At 57.3% G+C, this 21,364-nt stretch carries 23 protein-coding genes; 12 read left to right on the forward strand and 11 right to left on the reverse strand.

All coding sequences use genetic code 11. The features are described 5' to 3' along the window. Positions 1–29 precede the first annotated feature (29 nt). From ACFCXQ_RS14155 to ACFCXQ_RS14165, 3 genes are all read right to left on the reverse strand, one after another. Entirely contained in the window at positions 30–836 is an 807-nt protein-coding gene (locus tag ACFCXQ_RS14155) for an SDR family NAD(P)-dependent oxidoreductase (RefSeq protein ID WP_379554680.1), read from the reverse strand. Between the two features lie 17 nt (positions 837–853). Beyond that, a complete protein-coding gene (locus ACFCXQ_RS14160; RefSeq protein ID WP_379551681.1) occupies positions 854–1,993 on the reverse strand; it encodes an acyl-CoA dehydrogenase family protein in 1,140 nt (379 codons plus the stop codon). A gap of 82 nt (positions 1,994–2,075) precedes the next feature. After that, positions 2,076–3,266 (reverse strand): acyl-CoA dehydrogenase family protein, encoded by a 1,191-nt coding sequence (locus ACFCXQ_RS14165; RefSeq protein ID WP_379551682.1) that lies wholly within the window; start codon positions 3,264–3,266, stop codon positions 2,076–2,078. A gap of 171 nt (positions 3,267–3,437) precedes the next feature. On the opposite strand from ACFCXQ_RS14165, the gene ACFCXQ_RS14170 reads away from it, so the two are divergent. The 5 genes from ACFCXQ_RS14170 to ACFCXQ_RS14190 all read left to right on the forward strand — a co-directional run bounded on the left by ACFCXQ_RS14170 (position 3,438) and on the right by ACFCXQ_RS14190 (position 9,353). Continuing rightward, a complete protein-coding gene (locus tag ACFCXQ_RS14170) occupies positions 3,438–4,301 on the forward strand; it encodes an SDR family NAD(P)-dependent oxidoreductase (protein WP_379551684.1) in 864 nt (287 codons plus the stop codon). Next, a complete protein-coding gene (locus ACFCXQ_RS14175; protein ID WP_379551686.1) occupies positions 4,298–5,725 on the forward strand; it encodes an MFS transporter in 1,428 nt (475 codons plus the stop codon). The genes ACFCXQ_RS14170 and ACFCXQ_RS14175 overlap by 4 nt, the downstream gene beginning before the upstream one ends. A gap of 101 nt (positions 5,726–5,826) precedes the next feature. After that, complete coding sequence (locus ACFCXQ_RS14180) at positions 5,827–7,164, forward strand: acyl-CoA dehydrogenase family protein (protein WP_379551688.1); 1,338 nt, start codon at positions 5,827–5,829, stop codon at positions 7,162–7,164. 12 nt (positions 7,165–7,176) lie between these two features. Beyond that, a complete protein-coding gene (locus ACFCXQ_RS14185) occupies positions 7,177–8,265 on the forward strand; it encodes a Zn-dependent alcohol dehydrogenase (protein WP_379551690.1) in 1,089 nt (362 codons plus the stop codon). Next, positions 8,265–9,353, forward strand: coding sequence for a phosphotransferase family protein (locus ACFCXQ_RS14190; RefSeq protein WP_379551692.1), 1,089 nt, complete (start codon positions 8,265–8,267; stop codon positions 9,351–9,353). Before ACFCXQ_RS14185 ends, ACFCXQ_RS14190 begins: the two co-directional genes overlap by 1 nt. A gap of 24 nt (positions 9,354–9,377) precedes the next feature. Here ACFCXQ_RS14190 and ACFCXQ_RS14195 read toward each other — a convergent pair whose 3' ends face one another. Continuing rightward, a complete protein-coding gene (locus tag ACFCXQ_RS14195; RefSeq protein ID WP_379551694.1) occupies positions 9,378–11,786 on the reverse strand; it encodes a S8 family peptidase in 2,409 nt (802 codons plus the stop codon). 267 nt (positions 11,787–12,053) lie between these two features. Between ACFCXQ_RS14195 and dapD the strand changes: the two genes are divergently transcribed. Together dapD and ACFCXQ_RS14205 are read left to right on the forward strand one after the other, a co-directional pair. Further along, on the forward strand, positions 12,054–12,878 hold the full coding sequence (dapD, locus tag ACFCXQ_RS14200) for a 2,3,4,5-tetrahydropyridine-2,6-dicarboxylate N-succinyltransferase (RefSeq protein WP_379551696.1): 825 nt from the start codon (positions 12,054–12,056) through the stop codon (positions 12,876–12,878). Positions 12,879–12,957: 79 nt separating this feature from the next. Continuing rightward, a complete protein-coding gene (locus tag ACFCXQ_RS14205; RefSeq protein WP_379551698.1) occupies positions 12,958–13,110 on the forward strand; it encodes a hypothetical protein in 153 nt (50 codons plus the stop codon). Positions 13,111–13,119: 9 nt separating this feature from the next. Here the strand turns inward: ACFCXQ_RS14205 and ACFCXQ_RS14210 are convergent, their stop codons facing one another. Next, positions 13,120–14,424 (reverse strand): dipeptidase, encoded by a 1,305-nt coding sequence (locus ACFCXQ_RS14210; protein ID WP_379551699.1) that lies wholly within the window; start codon positions 14,422–14,424, stop codon positions 13,120–13,122. Positions 14,425–14,544: 120 nt separating this feature from the next. On the opposite strand from ACFCXQ_RS14210, the gene ACFCXQ_RS14215 reads away from it, so the two are divergent. Beyond that, complete coding sequence (locus ACFCXQ_RS14215; protein WP_379551701.1) at positions 14,545–14,973, forward strand: DoxX family protein; 429 nt, start codon at positions 14,545–14,547, stop codon at positions 14,971–14,973. Positions 14,974–14,984: 11 nt separating this feature from the next. On the opposite strand, the gene ACFCXQ_RS14220 is transcribed toward ACFCXQ_RS14215, so the two are convergent. Further along, positions 14,985–15,236, reverse strand: a complete 252-nt coding sequence (locus ACFCXQ_RS14220; RefSeq protein WP_379551703.1) for an SWIB/MDM2 domain-containing protein — start codon at positions 15,234–15,236, stop codon at positions 14,985–14,987. Positions 15,237–15,306: 70 nt separating this feature from the next. Next, positions 15,307–15,906, reverse strand: coding sequence for a YbhB/YbcL family Raf kinase inhibitor-like protein (locus tag ACFCXQ_RS14225; protein WP_379551705.1), 600 nt, complete (start codon positions 15,904–15,906; stop codon positions 15,307–15,309). Between the two features lie 266 nt (positions 15,907–16,172). Here ACFCXQ_RS14225 and ACFCXQ_RS14230 point away from each other — a divergent pair, with 266 nt between their 5' ends. After that, positions 16,173–17,603 carry a S41 family peptidase gene (locus tag ACFCXQ_RS14230; protein ID WP_379551707.1) on the forward strand — a complete coding sequence of 477 codons (1,431 nt, stop codon included), beginning with the start codon at positions 16,173–16,175 and terminating at the stop codon, positions 17,601–17,603. 54 nt (positions 17,604–17,657) lie between these two features. Then, positions 17,658–17,996, forward strand: coding sequence for an Mpo1-like protein (locus ACFCXQ_RS14235; RefSeq protein ID WP_379551709.1), 339 nt, complete (start codon positions 17,658–17,660; stop codon positions 17,994–17,996). On the opposite strand, the gene ACFCXQ_RS14240 is transcribed toward ACFCXQ_RS14235, so the two are convergent. Genes ACFCXQ_RS14240 through ACFCXQ_RS14250 form a run of 3 tightly spaced genes read right to left on the reverse strand, consistent with a single transcriptional unit; the run spans position 17,993 to position 19,799 of the window. Then, on the reverse strand, positions 17,993–18,442 hold the full coding sequence (locus tag ACFCXQ_RS14240; protein WP_379551711.1) for a DUF3429 domain-containing protein: 450 nt from the start codon (positions 18,440–18,442) through the stop codon (positions 17,993–17,995). The genes ACFCXQ_RS14235 and ACFCXQ_RS14240 overlap by 4 nt on opposite strands. Then, positions 18,442–18,891 (reverse strand): COG3650 family protein, encoded by a 450-nt coding sequence (locus tag ACFCXQ_RS14245; protein WP_379551713.1) that lies wholly within the window; start codon positions 18,889–18,891, stop codon positions 18,442–18,444. The genes ACFCXQ_RS14240 and ACFCXQ_RS14245 overlap by 1 nt, the downstream gene beginning before the upstream one ends. Continuing rightward, a complete protein-coding gene (locus ACFCXQ_RS14250) occupies positions 18,888–19,799 on the reverse strand; it encodes an alpha/beta hydrolase (protein ID WP_379551714.1) in 912 nt (303 codons plus the stop codon). Before ACFCXQ_RS14250 ends, ACFCXQ_RS14245 begins: the two co-directional genes overlap by 4 nt. 93 nt (positions 19,800–19,892) lie before the next feature. Between ACFCXQ_RS14250 and ACFCXQ_RS14255 the strand changes: the two genes are divergently transcribed. Continuing rightward, the gene (locus tag ACFCXQ_RS14255; RefSeq protein WP_379551716.1) at positions 19,893–20,327 is read left to right on the forward strand and encodes a GFA family protein; all 435 of its coding nucleotides are present in this window, start codon (positions 19,893–19,895) and stop codon (positions 20,325–20,327) included. Then, on the forward strand, positions 20,324–20,881 hold the full coding sequence (locus ACFCXQ_RS14260) for a lipocalin family protein (protein ID WP_379551718.1): 558 nt from the start codon (positions 20,324–20,326) through the stop codon (positions 20,879–20,881). Before ACFCXQ_RS14255 ends, ACFCXQ_RS14260 begins: the two co-directional genes overlap by 4 nt. A gap of 14 nt (positions 20,882–20,895) precedes the next feature. On the opposite strand, the gene ACFCXQ_RS14265 is transcribed toward ACFCXQ_RS14260, so the two are convergent. Next, on the reverse strand, positions 20,896–21,258 hold the full coding sequence (locus ACFCXQ_RS14265; RefSeq protein ID WP_379551720.1) for an HPF/RaiA family ribosome-associated protein: 363 nt from the start codon (positions 21,256–21,258) through the stop codon (positions 20,896–20,898). Between the last annotated feature and the right edge of the window lie 106 nt (positions 21,259–21,364).

Consider the following 21,364-nt stretch of genomic DNA (forward strand, 5'->3'; position numbering starts at 1 on the left):
AATTTCCTCAAAAAAGGCTAGAACTTCGGCTAACCGCCTGACGGATCGACGAAATTACCTGCACCGATGTTCGCGTTCACCACGCCGCCATCAATGGCCAGCGTAGTGCCCACCACATAATCGCCAGCGCGGCTGAGCAGGTAAATCGCGCCGCCCGCCATATCTTCGGTCACGCCGACGCGGCGCGATGGAATGCCGCGTTTGACCAGCTCCTCATTGTCGCGTGCGGCCTTGTTCATCGCGCTTGGGAATGCGCCGGGGCCTATGCCGTTCACAACAATGTTGTGCCCAATCAGCTCGGCCGCCATCCGGCGTGTCAGGTGAATGAGGCCAGCTTTAGAGGCCTGATAGGGATAAGTCGGCCATGGGTTCGACTTCATACCGTCGATGCTGGCGATCATCAGAACCTTTGCCGGACGCTCCGGCGTACCCGCAGCCTTAAGGAGCGGGGTCAGTTTCTGCGTCAGGAAGAACGGCGTTTTGACATTGAGGTCCATCGTGCGGTCCCATCCCGCCTCGGTGAACTTCTCAAACGGCTCGCCCCAGGCGGCGCCAGCGTTGTTGACAAGCAGATCAAGCTTTTCCTCACGCGAGGCAAGCTCATCCGCGAGCTGTTGGATCCCGTCCATCTGGCTAAGATCGCCCACCATGCCGATGACTTTGTCACCCAATTCAGCCGCCGTTTCATCAACCTGCTCTTTCTTGCGAGCGACGATGTAGACACGCGCGCAGCCGGCCTCGAGTAAACCCTCGACAATCATCTTGCCAATGCCGCGCGATCCGCCGGTGACAAGCGCGACGCGTCCCTCAAGGCCGAAAAGATCTTTCAAATTCATCATCATTCGTCTCCGGATCAGTAGCCGCTGAGTTCAGCAACGCGGTTGGCGTGGTAATAGGCATCGCCCAGGAATTCAGCGAGTGCACGGTCGCGCTTCATATAGAGGCCGATGTCATATTCATCCGTCATGCCGATACCGCCGTGCATTTGCACGCCTTCGCGAACCGCAAGGCCAGCGGTTTTTGACACCTTGGCTTTGGCGACCGACGCCATCAGATCAGCTTTCTCACTCCCCCCATCGAGCAATTGTGCCGCCTTGATTGCAACCGCGCGGGAAATCTCAACTTCAGAATAGAGATGCGATGCGCGGTGCTGCAGTGCCTGAAACTCGCCAATCAGCTTGCCGAATTGCTTGCGCTGTTTGAGGTAATCGACGGTCATATCCATTGCCCCGCGCGCCACGCCGACGCCTTCCGCAGCTGAACCGACACGGCCCGCGAGCAGCATGGCGTTGAGGACCTCGCGCCCGCCATCGACTTCGCCGATTACCGCGTCCCCATCCAGCTCAACACCGTCAAACTTGGTGTGGGTGGCCATGGAGCTGTCAACCAGCCGCACGGAATCGTGAGACATATTAGCCGCGTCTTTGGGAACCGCGAAGAGCGTAATTCCATCTGCATCCTCGGCAGAGCCTGAGGTGCGAGCGGCAACCACCAGCATATCCGCGCTTGCGCCCTGGATCACGAAATCCTTCTGGCCTGACAGTTTAAAGCCGTTGCCAGATTTCTCGGCCTTGGTCTCAATGCGCTCTGGGCGGTGTTTTGCCCCCTCGTCAATCGCGACGGCAAACACGCTGTCACCGGAGATAAGACCCGGCAGGTAGCGTCCACGCACCTCATTACTGCCATGCTTCAGAGCGCTCGCAGCGAGCACAGAGCTGGTCAGGAACGGCGACGGCGTAAGGTTGCGGCCGATCTCTTCCAGCACAATGCCTGCCTCGACATTGCCCATGCCAAGGCCGCCATCTTCCTCGTCAACGAGAATGCCGGTAAAGCCCATTTCGCCAAACTGCTTCCACAGAGCGTGACCAAATCCATCCGGGCAATCGCGGTCGCGCCAATGGCGCAGTTGTTTTGCGATATTGCCTTCTTCGGCCATGAACTGGCTGGCGCTGTCGGCGAGCATCGCCTGATCTTCATTGTGATAGAGTGGCATTGAGCCGGTTCCTCTCGTCAGAAAGTAGGATGAGCCGCCCAGTGCGTATTGGCTGGGCGGCGCTTCGATGTGTCGCGGCGCGTCAGGCGCCGGGTAAGTCGAGAATGCGCTTGGAAATGACGTTGAGCATCACTTCGCTGGTACCACCTTCGATGGAATTCGCCTTTGTCCGCAGCCAATTGCGCGATGGCTTACCACCGCTGGTCTCCTCGCTCTCCCATTCGAGATTGCGCGAGCCGCCAGCGCTCATGACAAGCTCGTGACGACGCTTGTTAAGCTCGGTCCCTGCATATTTCATCATGTTCGGCTGAGCCGGGTGCGCTTTTCCGACCTTGATCTCATCAAGGAACTTCTCGCCCATTGCACCGTAGGCAAGCGCGTCCACATCAAACATCGCCAGCTCGGCCCGCAGCATCGGGTCAAGCTCGCCAGCATTGCGTTTCATCGCGCCGCCGATTGTGCCGGTATTGCCGCCGTCCGCGCCCGAGATCATCTCACGTTCGTGGCCGAGCAGATATTTCGCGACATCCCAGCCGCGATTGATCTCGCCAACATAGCCGGGGCAATCTTCGCCGTAAGATTTTGGCACGGACACATCGTCAAAGAAAGTCTCGCAGAAGGGCGAATTCCCGCTAATCAGCAGGATCGGTTTCGTGCTCGCGCCTTGGCTTTCCATGTCGAACAGCATGAAGGTGATGCCGCGATATTTGTCTTCCTTATCCGTGCGGACGAGGCAGAAAATCCAGTCGGCTTGGTCGGCATAGGACGTCCAGACTTTCTGACCATTGACGACCCAGTGATCGCCCTTGTCTTCGCCAAAAGTCTGCATGGAAACGAGATCAGATCCGCTGCCCGGCTCTGAATAACCCTGGCACCAGCGGATCTCGCCGCGCGCGATTTCGTTGAGGAAGCGCTTCTTCTGACCCTCCGTGCCGAAATGCAGCAGCGCGGGGCCAAGCATCCAAATGCCGAAGCTGGAGAGCGGCGTGCGCGCTCCAATACGGCTCATTTCCTGACGCAGCACTTTGGCCTGAGCTGGATCAAGGCCCGCACCGCCATATTCCTTTGGCCATGCAGGCACGGTATAGCCCTTGTCACGGCACGCCTCGAACCAGGTCTTTTGCGCATCGTTTTTGAAGGTCGCGTTTCGCCCGCCCCAATAGACATCACCATCATCACGGACAGGCTCACGCATTTCGGGCGGGCAATTGGCCTCAAGCCATGCGCGGGTCTCTTGGCGGAATGTTTCAAGATCAGCGTTGATATCAGACATGTGCCGACTCTCCTCAAAGGCATCTGAAGTTGACGCCAACGTAAAGCGATTCGCCCCCCGCCTGCAAGCATAACTACGCTCCGCTACTATGCCGTAGCGTCAACCGGTTTACGTTGACGCAAAGTGCAACTCCCGTAAGCTTGGGGTGAGAGAAATAGGGAGAGAGCTGGCATGCGATTCTCGCAGAAGACGGTCATCATCACTGGCGCCGCGTCCGGTATTGGAGCCGAGGCGGCCAAGCTGTTTTCGAGCGAAGGCGCGATTGTTTACGCGTCTGATATTGACGAGGCTGGCGGCAAGGCGCTGGCCGATAACTCCGACGGGTCCATTCGTTTTCAGCATTGCGATGTGTGCGACCCGGCCAGCATCAAGGAACTGATGGACCGCGCAGCAAACGAAACTGGCGGCATTGATGTGGTGCTGAACAATGCGGGTGCAGGCGGCGCGCGCGAACCAATTGATGAGATTGAGCCTGCCGATTGGGATCGCACAATGGACTTGCTGCTGCGCTCAGTCGCATTTGGCATTCGCTACGCGGTCCCGCATATGAAAGGCCGCCCAGGCGCAAGTGTGGTCAACATCTCAAGCGTTGCAGCGGTTGGCCCGGGATACTCACCCACCACTTACGCGGTCGGCAAGGCAGGCGTGCTCCACCTCACCAAAATGGCGGCGGCAGACCTCGCCAAGCACAATATCCGCGTGAACGCGATCCAGCCCGGCTTTATCAATACCAACATTTTCACCTCCTCGCTGGAAATCCCGGATGAGGCGAAAGACATGGCCAAAGGCGTCATCGCGCAAATGAGCAGCAATGCTCAGCCAGTAAAGCGCGGCGGGCAGCCATCCGACATCGCCGAGGCAGCAGCTTATCTTGCCAGCGAAGCAGCTGGTTTCGTCAATGGCACGTCAATCATTGTCGATGGCGGCCTCACCCTTGGCCCGCGTTATAGCTGGGATGAGGAAGAGCCCGACATGTTCGAGGCTTTGCGCCAGATGGAAGAAACCGCGCAAGCGAGTGATGGCGGCGTGCAATGAGCTTTGTCCAAGGGAAAATTCCGCAAAAGCTCAAACTTATCCATGGCTTCGGCGCAGTTGCTTTCGGTGTAAAAGACACCGGCTTTAGCTTCTTCCTACTGTTGTTTTACAACCAGGTTCTGGGCATGGATGCCGGGCTCGTCAGCCTCGCTCTGCTCATCGCACTGCTGGTCGATGCGGTCGTCGACCCAATCCTCGGAAACCTGTCTGACCGCACATATACGCGCTGGGGACGCCGCCTGCCTTGGCTTTACGCTGCGCCCGTCCCGCTAGCGTTTGCATGGGTGCTCATGTGGACGCCGCCCGGCGGGGAGGCCCCGACCTTCCTTGGCCTGCTAGGCATCGCCATTGTCGTGCGGATCCTGCTGTCGGCATGCGAGGTCCCGTCTGTCTCACTGCTGCCCGAAATTACCTCGGATTATGACGAGCGTACCACCTTATTCCGCTATCGCTATCTGTTTGGCTGGTGCGGCGGCATCACGATGATGCTGCTTGCTTATACCGTTTTCATGCCGGGTCCTGAGGGCTTGTTGCAGCGCGATGGCTACGTCGGATTTGGTATATTCGGCGCCATTTTGATGGCCGTTTCTGTACTTGGTTCGGCACTAGGTCAGCACAAGCTGGTCGCGCACCTGCCACGCCAAAAACCACCTCCGTTCAGTATCAAAGGCGCTTTTAGCGAGATCATTGAGGCATTCAGTGAAAAGGCGTTCCTTATCTTCGCTGCGGGCGGGCTTGCTGCTTACGTTGCGCAGGGGATGAGTTTCTCAATCTCGAATTACGTCAATGTGTTCGTCTGGCAATTTGATCGCGGCGCACTTACGGCATATCCAATCGTGCTGTTCGTATCGGTCATTTTGATGTTCTTCATCGTCGGTCCGATGCATAAGAAACTTGGGAAGCCCAGGAGTGCGCAGATCGCCTCAATCGGCTCGTTTGCCATTCTCTTTACGCCCTATCTATTACTCCTTGGCGGGTTTTGGCCGCAAGTGGGGACTCTGAAATCGCATGCGCTGTTTTACGCGTTCCTGGTCTTTGGAAACGCATTGGCCGTGGTAGTCATGATTTCAGCCAGCTCCATGATCGCTGAGATTGTCGAAGCATTTCAGGAGCGCACTGGCCGCCGTGCAGAGGGTTCTTTCTACTCAGGCAATTGGCTGGTTCAGAAATGCGCGACGGGTTTTGGTATCTTCATTACCGGCCAGATCATCTCGCTTTCGCAGCTTTCTCAAGATGCCGAACCGGGCACAGTGCCGCAAACAGTGATCACTGACATAATCATCTATTTCGGTATTGGGTCGGGTTTCCTTGCGCTAGTCGCAGCTTACTGGCTTGGGCGCTTTCCCATCAACCGCGCCGATCACGAGGCACGGCTCGCGGCACTCGGAGCAGAGGCCGCTGCATCAGCAAGCAAGCCGGGCTAGCCCGCACCGCATGACGACAAATCAACGGTTGGCGCAGCCGCTCGGCTCTGCCAATCACGTGGCAACAGAATCAGAATACGGACAGATAGGAGAACACTCTCATGGATTTTGAACCAACCGAACGGCAGCAATATTGGCGCGACCGTGTGCGCAATTTCATCGAGAGTGATGTTCGCCCAGCCGTCGCGACATACAAGGCACAGGACGCCGAGGGCGATCGCTGGAAAGTCATTCAAGTTGTTGAAGACCTCAAAGCCAAGGCGAAAGATCAGGGCATTTGGAACCTGTTCATGCCGCCGCGCAATGACGGCCATCACCATGTCGACGAGACTTATGAATTTGAAGGCCCCGGCCTGACCAATCTCGAATATGCTCTGTGCGCAGAAGAAATGGGCCGCATCGGCTTTGCCTCAGAAGTGTTCAACTGCTCTGCGCCGGACACGGGCAATATGGAAGTGTTCCACCGCTACGGCACGCGCGAGCAGAAAGATCAGTGGCTGACCCCTCTGATGAATGGCGAAATCCGCTCTGCCTTCCTGATGACGGAGCCTTACACCGCCTCTTCCGATGCGACGAACATCGAAACCCGCATCGAGCGGGACGGTGATGAATATGTCATCAATGGCCGTAAATGGTGGTCGTCGGGCCTTGGCGATCCACGTTGTAAAGTCGCGATTGTCATGGGCAAGACCGACTTCGAGGCAAAACGCCATGCCCAGCAAAGCATGGTGCTGATGGCGATTGATACGCCCGGCGTAAACATCATCCGCCACTTGCCCGTCTTCGGATACGACGACGCGCCGCACGGCCACATGGAAGTGGAAATGAAGGACGTTCGCATTCCAGTTACGAACATGTTGCTGGGCGAAGGGCGCGGGTTTGAGATCGCGCAAGGGCGCCTCGGGCCTGGCCGTATCCACCACTGCATGCGCACCATTGGCGTTGCGGAGGAAGCACTGGAGAAGATGTGCAAGCGCATTCAGGAGCGCGAGGCATTTGGAAAACCGATTTACAAGCATTCCGTCTGGGAAGAACGTGTTGCGCGCGCCCGCATTGATATCGACATGACCCGCCTGCTGTGCCTCAAAGCGGCTGACATGATGGACAAGGTCGGCAACAAATCGGCCAAGCAGGAAATCGCCATGATCAAGGTGCAGGCGCCGAATATGGCTCTACGCATTATTGATGACGCGATTCAGGCGCATGGCGGCGGCGGTGTCTCAGAAGATTACGGCCTTGCTCAAGCATATGCGCATCAGCGCACGCTGCGTTTGGCTGATGGTCCGGACGAAGTACACGCACGCTCCATCGCGCGGATGGAAATCGGCAAGCACCAGCCTGAGGCTGGCCCAACTGCCAATGCGCTGCGCGGCGACGGGCATGGCATGGCGACCGGGACTGACAGCTTCAGCTCCGGCGATATGGGTGCGACACGCTAAAGGGAGGCTGCGATGGCTAAGGCTGCAATTCTTGAGCAACCCGGCAATGGGTTGGTCATTGGCGAGGTTGAACTCGCCGATCCAGCTCCGCATGAAGTGCTGATCGACACTAAGGCTTGCGGCCTATGTCATTCCGATCTGCACTTCATTGACGGCGCTTACCCGCATGCCTTGCCGGCGGTACCCGGACACGAGGCGGCGGGCGTTGTCCGCGCGGTGGGGAGCGAAGTGCGCTCCGTTGCCGTAGGCGATCACGTGGTTTCCTGCCTCAGCGCCTTTTGCGGTCAATGCGAGTTTTGCGTGACGGGCCGCATGGCGCTTTGCCTCGGGGCAAACACACGCCGGGGCAAGGGTGACGCTGCTCGCATCACCCGCAATGGAGGCGAGCTGGTCAATCAGATGCTCAACCTTTCTGCTTTCAGCGAGCAGATGCTGATCCACGAAAACGCATGTGTTTCGATCGACAAGGATATGCCGCTCGACCGGGCCGCCGTAATTGGCTGCGCAGTCACAACAGGTGCGGGCACGATCTTCAATGCGGCCAACATTACTCCGGGTGAGACGGTGGTTGTGGTTGGCTGCGGCGGGGTTGGCCTTGCCGCGATTAACGCCGCGAAGATTGCCGGTGCAGGCATGGTAATTGCCGCTGATCCGCTGGAGGAGAAACGCGCGCTCGCCAAAGTGCTTGGCGCGACGCATACGATTGATGCACTCGCGGAGGATGCAGCCAAGCAGATCATCAAAATGACTGGCGGCGGCGTGCATTATGCGATTGAAGCGGTTGGCCGTCAGGCTTCAGCAGATCTGGCGGTTGCGTCTTTGCGGCGCGGCGGCACCGCTATCATCCTCGGCATGATGCCACTCGATTGCAAAGTCGGACTTGGCGCGATGGACTTGCTCAGCGGCAAGAAATTGCAAGGCGCGATTATGGGCGAAAACCAATTCCCCGTGGATCTTCCGCGCCTTGTTGATTTCTATATGCGCGGCCTACTCGATCTCGACACGATCATCGCCGAGCGAATTGGCCTTGAAGAGATCAATGCAGGGTTTGACAAAATGCGCGAAGGGCACTCCGCGCGCAGTGTGGTGGTGTTCGAATAATGCCAGAAGAAACAAGCAACGCAATTGACTATGAAAAAGAGATGGTTGGCACGGTCGAAGTGCCTGAGGCCGACCAGCTGGATCTCGCAAAACTGACCGCATGGTTCGAGGCAAATGTGGAGGGCTTTGAAGGCCCGATCAGCTATTCGAAATTCAAAGGCGGGCAATCGAACCCGACATATCGGATCGACACGCCAACAACGTCTTACGTCTTGCGGCGACAACCCTTTGGCAAATTGCTCCCAAGCGCCCATGCCGTTGACCGCGAATACAAGGCAATGACCGGCCTCTATCCCACCGGATTTCCCGTTCCGCGCACCTATGGCCTATGCGAAGATGCGGATGTTCTTGGCTCTATGTTCTTCGTGATGAGCATGGCCGATGGTCGCTCTTTGTGGAACGGCGCCCTACCAAACAGCACACCAGACGAACGCAAGGAAATCTACCACTCACTGATCGACACGATGGCCGATCTGCATCTGAGCAAGCCTGCTGAAATTGGCCTGAGTGATTTCGGCAAGTCAGAGGATTATTGCGCGCGCCAGATCAGTCGCTGGAGCAAACAGTACAAGCTCTCTGAGACCGAGACGATACCGGAAATGGACCGGCTGATTGAGTGGCTCCCTGAAACCATCCCGCCGCAACACGCCAGCGGCATTGTCCACGGCGACTACCGGCTCGACAATGTGATCTTTCACAAGGACGAGAACCGCATCATCGCCGTGCTTGATTGGGAGCTATCGACGCTGGGCGATCCGATTGCTGACTTCAGCTATCTGATGCTCAATTGGTTTAACCCGGCTGATGGCCGCGCGGGCCTAGGCGGGCTTGATGTCGAAGCTTTAGGCATTCCGAGCGTGCAGGAAGCTGTGGAACGCTATGTTGCGCGTACCGGCTATCCCGTGCCGCCAATGGAGTGGTACTTCGCTTATAATCTGTTCAGACTGGCTGGGATCATTCAAGGCATTAAGAAACGCGTGATTGATGGCACTGCCTCATCGGCTCATGCCAAGAAGATGAGCGACCGTGTGACCCCGCTCGTGCAGCAAGCCTATGCATTCGCAAAAGCGGCGGGGATGCCGGATTAGGGCGCGGGGTTTTCTGGCGTGGGCCTAAAAGCCCTTGCTCCAGCTTACTGCTACACCTGCATCATTTGGCGCAGCCGCATAATGCCCCGGCTCGGTGCGGTAATAGACACTGGCACTTGCCTGACCAGCCCATAGCGGACCGCGCCAGCTCATCTCACTGATCACTTCGCGCCCCGTCGGCGCAAGCGAAATGCGCCGCGTATCAAACTGAGCGGTCTCGGTGAAATTATCGAAAGCAACCGGCAGGTTGAGGTTAAGCCCGCCGCTGCTCACCCGCAGCGGCTGAGACACGCGCAGACCCAGCGTGTCGCCCTGTTTGAGGAGGTTGTAGCGCGCGAGATCCATTGACCATGCGTTGCTTTGAAAATGCGAGCCATCGGTCACCAGACCGCTGCGATCTGGGCGCGTATATCCTTGCCGCCAAGATGCACCCAATCGCCAATTGCTCGCTAAGGCAAGACCAGCCTGCGCATCTAGGAAGATCGTGTTAGCGCCGTTTACACCAAGGCTCTCGTGGAAGAACCCACCCAGTACGGTGCGGTCTTCTTGCAATAGGCTCACGCCAAGAATCGCTTCAATCGGGCCAATCCGGCGGTCAGCGGCAATCGTGAAGCTCTGAAATGGATATTGTTCGCGGCTCGCGGAGCGCAATTGGAACTCCTGCCGGTTATTCCCCAGCCAAATTTCGCCAGCCTCTGCTGTCGCGGTCAGGCCAAAGCCAGCAATTTGACGGCGCAGTGCAAAGGCCGCGTCACTGTTGCGGGAAAAGCCGGTATCACCCGAGGCATCCCGCGCAATCAGGAAAGCAGGGCGCGATGCGCCTTGTAATTGCCCCGCCAGCCCATGTGCGCTTTCACGCAGTGCAAAGCCAACCTGGGTGTTAGGCGAAATACGCGCAGCCAACCGCGCAGCCAGCACCCGCGCGCCGTCCACTTGCTCAGGCGTCAGTTGTAGCTGGCGGGTCCAAACAGTGTCTGCCTGCGTCCCGACATCCGAAATCGAAAAAGCGAGGGACACGCCATCATCCTGCAAAGCCACTCGGCGTGTTTGCGTGCTCAGCGCGTTTTGCAGGCGGGGTTGTATCTGCGCGCCGCGCAGGCCAGCTGCGATATCGAGCTGGAACGCCCGGTCATATTTATCGAGGACAATGCCCTGCACACCAGTCGCACCGCTTAGCGCATCGCCCATGGCAGCCGAACCGATGCCCGTGCTCGCGCCGACACGCAGCACAGAGGTGCTACCCGCAAGCGTGGTCGTACCGGCAGGTGCAAAAGCCGCAGCGATATCAAGGATGCCGCGCCCGAATGTCGTATCGGTGCCGCTTGCTCCCGCATCTTGCGCGCTATCCAGCAGGATTGAGACTATCTCTTGTCCAGTTAAATTCGGGAATTGCTGCGCCAACAAAGCAACCGCGCCAGCCACTTGCGGGGTGGCAAAGCTGGTACCGGAAAAGACGAGACGGAATGCGCCTTGCGCATCCTGACCGATAAACACCTCGCCATCTTCATAAACGCAGCAAACCCGCTCGCCCCGCGCAGTAAGGAATGAGTCCGCCTCATCGCCTGCCTGCTGGCTGAAATCTGAGAATGCGCGGTTCTCATCATGCGAGCCAACAATGATGACATTGCCATTGCCCGCTTGGCGGATTTGCGATGCGAATACGTTGGGCTGGTTCGGATCAACACCAGCCTCCGAGCCATCACCGCCATTGCCAGCAGCAACCAGTATCACCACGCCAGCGTCTGCTGCGCGGCCTACCGCGTCCAATACGCTCTGTGAGGCTCCGCCGCCGCCCAAGCTAATGTTGACGACACGCGCACCCGATGTGACGGCCTGATCGATCCCTCGCGCGATATCACGATCGAAGAAACTGCACCCGAGATCAGTGTTCTCAGGCGTATCAGCGCCGCAGGAGCCGGGGCTGTCTGCGCGCAAAACCAATAGTTCGGAATTGAACGCAATGCCCAAAACGCCAGTGTCGTTGCGTCCGCCCGCTGCGATCAAGGCTACGTTAGTGCCGTGGTCATCTTCAGCATCAAATCCCCGATTGCCAGCGACATCTTGGGAATCGGCGTGAATACGTCCCGCAAATTCTGGGCTATCCTGATCAATACCGGTGTCGATTATAGCAATCGTTTGTCCCTGCCCGGTCGCTCCATCTTCCCATGCGGTAATCGCGCCATGCTGATCCGGGCCGTCGGACATGCGAAATTCGCTCGTATCAAACAAGCTTACGGTTGGCGGGGTCGGCGGTGTGTTAGGCGGAGGAGGTGTTGGCGAAGGTGAGGGAGTTGGCGCAGGTGTTGTGACAGGAGGGGGTGCCGGTGTGCTCGCTGGCGGCGCACCGCCGCCACCGCCGCCACATGCAGACAAGAGAGCCAGCATCGCTGTCGCCGTTACAAACTTTAGGGGCGACGTATCCTTAAACTTCATCAACATTAGTCCTGCGCATGAGATAACTTAGGGATACCGCCCGAATCTGGCCGTAGGGTTAACAAAATCACATATTAACCCGTAGCTCGCACGTTCTAGCCGCGCTTACTCAGAGCGCTTTCAAAATCTAGAACCCACTCAATCTCCGACAGCGCCAAGCAAAACTTGCCATGGCACCTGTCCGACGTCCCTTGCGGCACATCGTCTCACGCCTTAACTGACCGGCTAACTTTCGAAAATGAAAACACCATCCAAATTGGAGAAGATATGTCAGCCGATCTCGCAACCCGTATTGAACAGGCTTGGGAAAACCGTGCTAATGTAACTCCGCAAAGCGCCGAGGTTCGCGCCGATATCGATCAGGCTCTGGCCATGCTCGATAGCGGCGAGGGTCGCGTCGCGGAGCCTGACGGTCAAGGTGGCTGGACGGTCAATCAATGGCTCAAAAAAGCGGTCCTGCTGTCATTCCGCCTCAATGAAAACATAGTGATAGAGGGTGGTAGCGCAGGCCATCCAGCCTACGACAAAGTGCCCAGCAAGTTCGACGGATGGGATGAGGCGCGCTTTGCAGAGGCTGGCTTTCGGGTGGTTCCGGGCGCGATCGCGCGGCAAGGTGCTTATATAGCGCCCGGCTGTGTGCTGATGCCAAGCTTTGTTAACATCGGCGCTTACGTTGGCGAAGGCACAATGGTCGACACCTGGGGCTCCATCGGCAGCTGTGCTCAAATCGGCAAGAATTGCCATATCTCGGCAGGAACTGGCATTGGCGGCGTTCTGGAACCCATGCAGGCGAACCCCACAATCATTGGCGACAATTGCTTTATCGGCGCGCGTTCAGAGGTGGTTGAAGGGGTTATCGTTGGCGAAGGCTGCGTGATTGCGATGGGCGTTTTCATCACGCAATCGACCAAGATCGTGAACCGTGCGACTGGCGAGATCACTCGCGGCGAAGTGCCGCCATATTCCGTTGTTGTGCCAGGCACACTGCCTGATCCCGATGGCGGCCCCTCACTTGCCTGCGCAGTGATCGTCAAGACGGTGGATGCGCAGACGCGCGCTAAGACCGGAATTAACGATCTGCTCCGCGATTAGGTCACCTGAACGACGGCTCATTGCTGTTTCTCGACTATAGGCGTACCATGCGATCCGAATTGTGAAGGAGTGCTTGGTTATGCATAAAGAAGGCGACGAAATTCACATCGAGGACGATGATGCCCGGGCGGCGCACACCACCGGACACATGCGTTATGTTCTTGGCATCGGTCTGTTCCTGGCGATCATCGTCATGTCTCTGGTCTGGATTATCCCCGCGTTGAGCAACTAAAATAGCTACTTATCCATTTGGAGAGGCCGCCTCGCGCGGCGCACCGACTGGATACTCAATCGGGCTTACAGCGCTCTGGCTTGCGGCATATTCTTCTGCCGCCCTTAACACACGCATCATATTGCCAAGGCTGATTTTTTCGAGATCTTCTTGGGTGTATCCACGCCGCGCTAATTCGGTGAACAACACCGGATATCCTGAGACATCTTCCATGCCGACAGGGCCGGTTGGCATACCGTCATAATCCCCGCCAATCCCGATCGCGTCGATCCCCGCGACATCGCGCACATGATCGATATGATCAGCCATGTCAGAAACACTGGCTAGCGGCAGCGGGTTGGACGCATCCCAGCTCGCAAGACGCGCTTCGACCTCATCTGGTTGCCCCGAGAATAGCGCCTGCAGCTTCGCTCTTTCCGCTTGGCGCATACCAAACCACTGGCGTGCATCTTCATTGAGAAAACCAGGGAGGCCGACCACCATAATGATCCCGCCATTTTCTGGCAGGCGCGCCAACACGCTATCGGGCACATTGCGAGCATGGCCATTGATGGCGCGCGCGCCTGAATGGCTAAAGATGACCGGCGCACCTGCAACATCCAACGCATCGTGCATCGCCGCCGCATTCACATGACTGAGGTCAACAAGCATGCCGATGCGGTTCATTTCGCGCACCACATCTTTGCCGAAATCATTGAGGCCGCCATGGCGCGGCGTGTCCGTTGCGCTATCCGCCCAGCTCAACGTCCTTCCGTGAGTGAGGGTCATGTAGCGCGCGCCCATGTCGTACATTTGCCTTAGCACAGCGAGGCTGGAGCCAATCGAATGGCCGCCTTCCATGCCGATCATCGAGGCAATTCGGCCTTGCTCCATCGCAGTTTCCACATCGTCCGCCGTGAGCGCCAATTGCAGATCATCCGGATAGCGCGCGATCAGCCGCTTGGTCACGTCAATCTGCTCAACCGTCGCCTGCACAGCCTCTGGCTCCGGCAAGGACGCGCTAACGTAAACGGACCACCATTGCGCGCCGACCTTGCCCTGTTTCAGGCGGACAAGATCGGTGTGCATGACCCGGCCATTCGCCGCGTCAGGCCCGGTGTCTAGTGTATCTTGGAAGTCAAAATCGTTGATCTGATTGCCGTAGCGACCGCGCAGCTGGATCGGCACATCATTATGACCGTCAAACACCGGCGCTGCCTCCAGCGCAGCCGCAGCAATCTCTTCAGGCGTACGATCTTGCGCGGCAAGCGGAGCGGTCAAAAGGCAAGCCGCAATCGCAGGCAAACTCGAAAGTGAGATGGAAAGAAGCTTCATGAAAATAGCCCTTGGTTAGTCTATGCCTGTGCGCGGGCATTGATTTATTCTTGCGCGCTACCGTGTTCTGAAGTCTTTGGCAGCAGTGCAAGAGGCAGCACAAGACCGAGAGTATAGCGAATGACGCGCACAATTCTACGCTGGCTACTGGCCATAGTCTATGGCATCGCAGGCTGTGCCCACATAGTAATTCCGGAGCCTTTTCTGTATATTACGCCCGTTTGGGTGCCGTTCCCAGAAGCAGTTATCTTCTGGACTGGTATCGCTGAAATTATCGGAGCGGTCGCTCTGGCTCAACCTTTTTGGCCTAAGCTGCGCCGTTGGGGAGCGTGGGGATTAGCGGCATACGCCGTCTGCGTATTCCCAGCCAATATCAATCATTTCATACTTTTTTTGACCGCGGGCCATGCCGACATGCTCGAACAGTCTGGTAGGCTTGGTATTGGCTATCACATTGCACGCATGCTTGCTCAACCGCTGATTATCTGGCTGAGCCTATGGACGGGCGGCGTGACCGATTGGCCATTTCGCCGCCGCCCGTCAAACTAGGTCAATATGACTTAAGTGAGGTGCTTTGACACCGCAGCAGTCATCTTGAACATGGAGATCTGGTCTTTACCGATCACCGCGCCAAGCTTCGCATCAGGATTGATCTGACGCTTGTCTTTCGAATCCTGCAGACTGTTAGCTTTGATATACTCCCAGACTTTCGAAGTAACCTGAGCGCGTGTCATTGGGCCTTTGCCCACCACGTTCTCAAGATCTCCAGAGAGAGTTACCGGTTTTTGCAGAGCGTTGTTTTTGCCAGCCATGATTGTTTCCTTTCCAAAGTCAGGCGTACTGCGTTTCTGGGCCCCTCCTCGGGCCCGGCGAACTTGTTACTTACTCATCACCCCAATCATCATCATCGGGATCCCATTCTTCCACCTCATGCCCTTCAAAGCGGGCAGTCATCATCGCACAGGCCATAACCGAGCCTTCCATGCCAGCGACAAGCTCATCATAGCCTGCCCCCGGCATAGTCGTCAGCGGAAGATCCAGCGCGAAGAGCTGAAATATATAACGGTGTTCCTCGCCTAGCGGTGGGTTAGGCAAAAGCCATTCAGAATTGCCCAGCCCATTCTTGCCAGTTCTCGGCGGAACCTCGCCTTCCAAAAGCTTGCCCTTTTGCGGCGCAAGCCCCCAGACCAGCCAGTGCAAATGCGGCTTGCCTTCGCTGCTTTGCAAGTCTTCGGCAATCAGGACCAATTCCTGAGCACCGGGCGGGGGCGCAGTCCACTCAAACGGGGGCGCGACAGAATCTTCTTCACAAGCAGTAAAACTAGGGTCGAGCTCCCCGCCATCCTGAAAAGCCGGGCTAGCGAGCGCAAAGCCCGACTTACCCAAAGTCTTCTCAGAGCCCAAACGGGCAATCGTTGGAACAGAAGATGCAGAGGTGGAGCCAATCGCTTGCGCAGCCCACTCTGGCAAATCTGCACTCATGCTTGCAATCCTCCATAAAGGGCCCGCAAAGCGGGTGCTTCCCTAACTCTCTGGTAGATCATGAGCCTCCCACGGAGGTTTCGCCATGCCATTTAGCGCGAATTTACACCGTTTTCCCCCGATTGCGGGCAAAAATGGCAGAATTCCGTGACTTTCTCAGTAAAGAGGAAAGTGGATAACATCAGTCAGTGACCGTTAAGCTGTGCTTTCGCCTAATGTTAAGCACTTAGGGTCAATAATAACGAATCTTCTGGGGTCTAAAAATCATGCCTATTGCTCGGACTGCTTTAACCGCCACTCTCGCCATCGCTTTGGCTGCTTGCGGAGGCGGTGATGGAGGTGGAACCACAGCGGCTCCCGCATCAAGCGGCGGGTCTTCCGGCGGAACCACCACTCAAGGGGGGTGCTCTCTCGCTGAGCGTCAGCAGTTCGTGCTCGATGTGATGAACGAATGGTATTTATTCCCCAACCTGCTCGATACAACTGTCGACCCTGCGAATTTCAATGATGTCCAAAGTTATATTGATGCGCTGGTAGCCCCAGCTCGCGCACAATCTCGCGACAAGTTCTTTTCTTTCATCACTTCGATCGAAGAGGAAAACCGGCTAATCAATAGCGGCTCAAATGCTGGCTTCGGCATTCGTCTGGCGTATGACACCAATGCCAACCGCGTCTTCATTCTGGAAGCGTTTGAGAATGCTCCGGCATTCCCAGCGGGCATGGATCGCGGCAGCGAGCTGTTACAAATTGGCTCGCAAACCGTGTCGTCCCTGATGGCTTCAGGGGGTCCGGGCGCAGTAGTTGATGCGCTTGGCCCAACTGATCCGGGCGTAGCGCGGCAATTATCCTTTACAGATGCGAGCGGCGCCACTGTTACGGCGACCATCACAAAAGCAGAGTTCTCACTCGACCCGATCTCCGATCGCTACGGAGTCGAGATCCTCAATGATGGCACTGCGGACGTGGGCTACATTAATTTGCGCACATTCATTGTGCAGGATGCTGGCCCGCAGCTGCGCGATGCCTTCCAGCAATTCCAGACACAGGGTATTGATAAAGTCATTCTCGACCTACGCTATAATGGCGGCGGACTAGTATCTGTGGCTGAGCTGCTGGGCGATTTGATGGCTGAGGGGCGCCAAGGCCAGGTCTTCAGCAATACGGTTTTGCGCGAGTCCAAATCCTCGGAGAATGAAACACGCCTGTTCGCGCAGCAACCCGAGGCGATTGGCGTGACCAAGCTTGCCATCATCGGGCGCCGCGGAACAGCGTCTGCCAGCGAGCTGGTGACCAATTCATTCATCCCGTTCCTCGGCGCGGATTTGGCGCTCATCGGCGAGAACACTTCGGGCAAGCCTGTAGGCCAGTTCGGCTTTGACCGGACGGCCTGCGATGACCGTTTGCGCGCCGTGACTTTCCAGACCACCAATGCGGACGATGAAGGCGAGTATTTCACGGGCCTTGCGAGCGTTGTCGACACCACCTGCCGCGCGGAAGATGATTTTGACACGCCGCTAGGCGATGCTGGTGAGGCCTCGATCAGCGTTGCACTCGATTTTATGGCAGGGCGCACATGCACGCCGATTATAACCGAGCAGCCGCAAGGATCACAAACCGCGCAATCGGTTGGCGGAATGCGGATGATGGAACCAGAGCGGCCGACTGCGGCTCAGCGCGAAATGCCTGGATTGTTCTAAGGGGGTCTGATCTGAGGGTTTGCCGGCCCCCGTCAGCGTGCGTATAGGTTGGGCATGACCCAGCGATATCAATCCTTCGCAGAATTCTGGCCATTCTATCTTCGCGAACACGCGAAGCCAGCAACCCGCGTCCTGCACTATTTGGGGACAAGCCTTGTAGTGGGGCTGGCAATTGCAGCGCTGGTGACCGGCCAATGGATGCTGCTGATAGCTTTGCCGCTTGCTGGCTATTTCTTCGCGTGGATTGCGCATTTCACGATTGAGAAAAACCGCCCGGCAACCTTCACCTATCCTAAGTGGAGCCTGATTGCGGACTTCAAAATGTGGTGGCTTTGGCTCACCGGTAGGCTAGCCCCGGAGCTTGAGAAGGCTGGCGTTACGCAGCAGCGCTAATACCAAGCGATAAGCAAAGTCGCAAAGCCTAGGATCAGCGACAGGGGCACGCGCAATTGCATCCACCAAGGCGGAGCCAGCGCGGCAAGCTTTGCATCAACAAGCAGTGCGAAGATCAGCCCTCCCCCGAGCGAGACCAAGGCGGGCTCAATCGCCATTCCGTGCAAGGGCCACAGCACTGCGGCAAATGCCAGCAGCGAGGGCAATATGCTCGCGAGCCATAGCCAGCCCAAGGCGTGCCTGCGCTCCGCCGCAGGCGCGGAGGCGGCGATCCCCCACCAAGTGCCGCCTAGAAATGTGAAGATCAGCGCTGCATAAATAAGCGCGCCCATCCGCGTGATATCGCGCCACTCTGGCTCACCAAGAAACAACAATGCGACGCACGCGAGCTGAGGCAGAGTCCCAGCAAGGCCAAGCAGACGCGGGGTGGACGGCACATCGCGCATTATTGCTCTGCGCTCTCGCCTTCAGTTGCCGCTTCTACGTCATTCGTAAAAGGCATCGCATCGGTCCATGCGCATCCCGAGCGCAGCTCCTCGCCAATCTTCAGCGTCGCCGTGAAAGGATATGCCCGGTCGCTCATCGTGTCCGAGCACTCGCCAATCGTGATAGTGAGATCGAAAGCCGCACCGGCTAGTTGGCCGGACAAGCCCAAACCACTGTTCCCGACAAATCGGCTGACTTCAAACGTATCACCAACGCTGTTCTCTGGCGTCGAATAGCGCAAGCTAGTGCCGGTCACTTCGCCGCCCCAAAACGGCTCATTGCCGAGGAAATAGACGGTTTCGTCAGCCGCTATCGCATCAAACCCAGCGGTTTGCTCAACCTCGCTTGCATCGCTGCATGCACTGACGAGCAGCGCTCCGGCTGCAATTGCACTCAACCGGAAAATCACGCCGCCGCCTCCTTCAAAAACTGAGCGGTCTGCGCGATCACCTTCTTGGCTTCGGGGATCGGCACCGCCATCCAAACATGCATCATGTCAGCATATTCATGGTAGGTGTGCTCTGGCATTCCCGGCGCTTGCAAGCGTTCCACCAGCCGCCGCGCATCGGACACCAGCACATCTCGTGTGCCTGCAAAAATAGCCATAGGCGGCAGGCCTTCCAACTCGCCATGTAGCGGGCTAACGCGCGGATCATCCACCGCCAGATCGCCGCGATAGAGCTCGCCGCATTTGCGCAGCATGCCAATGGTCAGCATCCGGTCGCGCTTGGCCAGCTCCGGTTGATCCTCGCCGCTCGCCGCTGCGTCGAGCCAGGGCGAGTAAAGCACCAGACGCCCTGGCAAAGGTCCGCCATCAGCCTTGAGCATCTGTGCCAGTGCAAGGCTCATCCCCCCGCCAGCACTATCACCCATAATGGTGATATTGTGCGCTCCATATTGCTCGGCCAATTCGCCATATAACGCCCGCATCGCGCCCAGCACATCGACCGCTTTCGTCTCCGGGGCCAAAGGATAGAGCGGCACGCTAACCGAAGCACCCGTGGCATCGCACAATCGGCCAACCAAATCATAATGCACATCTGCAATATCAACGATGTACCCGCCGCCATGTAGATAGAGCAGATGCCGCGCATCTTCATCCGCACGGCCCTTGGGTTGGAGCGTAATCAGCGGATATCCGCGCGAATTATCCTCGGTGATATCGAACCGGGCGTGCAGCCTCTTGCGCGGGCGCTCTTGAGGCCTCGCCCGCATTTTCGGCAAGCGCTCCTCAATCAGCTCTGGTGCCGCTGAAAAGCGCGAAATCGCCAGCATCGGCAATGCCAAATTTAGCGCCTTCGCTTGTAAACTCGCCATGCCGTCTCTCTCCATAACTCATCTGGCATTCTCACTGCCTAGATTATCGTCTAGTGTCTATATGAACGGCCATAGCAATGAAGGGCATCGCTCATGACTAACAGCAACCAACCGCTTACTGGTCATTGCCTCTGCGGCGCGGTGTCCATCACGGTAGAACAGGTGAAGCCGCAAATCGAAATCTGCCACTGCGACATGTGCCGCCGCTGGGGCGGGCTCGCATTGGCGGATATTCACGGCGACAGCTTTGTGATCGAGGGAGAGGACAATGTCGGTGTCTATCGCTCCAGCGAGTGGGCCGAGCGCGCCTTCTGCAAAACCTGCGGCACGAACCTTTGGTACCGTTTCCTGCCGACCGACTTGCACGGTTTCCAAGCTGGCTTGTTCGAATTGCCCGAGCACATGACCATAAAAAAACAGATCTTCGTCGATGAGAAACCGCATTGGTATGACTTTGCGCAGGAGACCGAGATGCAGACCGGTCCCGAGGTAATCGCTGAAGCCAAAGCAGCAGGATTTGAGTTTTGATACGCAGCGCCCTGTTACTCGCCGCGAGCCTCGCGCTCACAGCTTGCGTGGGCTTACCGGGTCCGGTTGGCAATGCCGCCGTTCCGGAACCGGCAAAGCCTGTAGCGCTCGGCGCGTATCTCGGAAAATGGTATGAATATGGCCGCTATGAAGCTCCCTTCCAAAAAGGCTGCGAAGGGGTAACGGCGGAATATTCCTTGCGCGAGGACCGCAAAATCAAAGTCGTCAATTCCTGCTTCAAAGGTTCGCTGGACGGCGAGTTTGACCAATCCACCGGCCGGGCAAAAATTGTCGAGGGCTCTGATGGAGCCAAGCTCAAAGTTAGCTTTTTTGGACCCTTCTACGGCGACTATTGGGTGCTTGATCGCGGCGAGCCTGATGCGAGCGGCGTGTACCCATGGTCCATAGTCGGGGAGCCAAGCGGCCGCTATTTATGGATGCTCACTCGCGAGCCGCTACCCAGCGCTGAACTGAGCGCCAATCTAGAGGGCCGCGTTCGCGCGCTTGGCTATGATTGGGAGCTGGTGCGACTAACCCAGCAGGTCAGCCGCTAAGCCGCTCCAAACCCTCACATAATCTTATCAGGCCGTTGGTCGTGCTTATGCTTTTCAGCTTTGCCCAGCACACGCTCTAACCGCTGAGCCATGGTATTGGCCGCTTTGCGTGCGGCCGTATCAACATCACCGGCATGCTCGGTCACGCCAATGGGCTTGTCGCCGCGCGGACGAGCCTCAATCATACAGGTCTTATCATCATCGCCGCCTTTGCGCGCATTCTCGTCAGAGACGTGGACTTCAAGCCGGGTCAGGCGATTTTCAAACCGCGCAAGCTTGTGGCGCACGGCGGCTTCAATACGTTCCGCGACATTTTCTGTGCCCATCACTGAGCTGTCAGAATTGAACTGGAACTGCATAGTTTCGGTATGTGGCATCTGGGGCGACGCTCCTCTCTCAATTGTTGCTTCCTGTCTATGCTCGATATGGGCATGAACGCCGCGGTTTCCAGCGAAATCGGACAGGAATGAGAGAAGATTTCGA

The organism is Qipengyuania rhodophyticola, from assembly GCF_042493225.1.
Classification (GTDB): domain Bacteria; phylum Pseudomonadota; class Alphaproteobacteria; order Sphingomonadales; family Sphingomonadaceae; genus Erythrobacter.